Raw genomic sequence first — 700 nt, forward strand, 5'->3', positions numbered from 1 at the left:
ACCCCACCCCGCTCCGGGCCGCGAATCGCAGACCCGGGCGGCGGCGAGGTTCCGGGTGGTGGTCCAGGTCGCGGATGCGGACGAGGCCCAGTACGTCGCGCGACGCGCCGTCACCGTCGCACCCGTGTTGCTGGCGATGGCCGCCAGTTCGCCCTACTGGGCGGATGGCTCGGACTCCGGGTACGCCTCCACGCGCACCTTCGAGGCGCGGTGGTCGCCCGCGCACGTCACCGCCGTGGCGACCGATACCGCCGACGGGGTGCAGGCGGCGGAGGACGAACTGCTCGGCACCGGTGTGGTGGTGGGCCGGGAGTCGATCGAGGTCGACATCCGGCCCTCCCGGGACGGGTCGGGCGTGGAACTGGGGGTGTGCGATTCCTGCAGCACGGTGGACACCCTGGTCGTCGTCGCCGCCCTGTTCCGCGCCACAGTCGACCGCATCCTCTCCGGACGGGGCGCCGATGACGGGTGGCAGGACCCCTCGCCCGTGGTTCTCGACGCGGCGTGCTGGCGGGCCGCGCGATCGGGGATGGAGGGCGATCTGGTGGACGTGACCACCGGTCTGCCGCGCCCCGCCCCCGAACTCCTGGCCGACCTGGTGGGGGAGGTGGCCGAACAGCTGAGCGCCGGCGGCGAGGCCGACCTGGTGCACGACCTCCTCGACGGCATCCGCGGGGCCGGCACCTCGGCCGCCCGCCAA

1 protein-coding gene is annotated in these 700 nt (G+C 74.4%); it reads left to right on the forward strand.

Annotation, left to right across the window (positions count from 1 at the left end):
- Positions 1–700 (forward strand): glutamate-cysteine ligase family protein (locus tag IY392_RS17945; RefSeq protein ID WP_228549605.1); only part of this gene is annotated, 700 nt, incomplete at both ends.

Origin of the sequence: Dietzia sp. SYD-A1 (assembly GCF_015356725.1) — a bacterium.
Taxonomy (GTDB): domain Bacteria; phylum Actinomycetota; class Actinomycetes; order Mycobacteriales; family Mycobacteriaceae; genus Dietzia.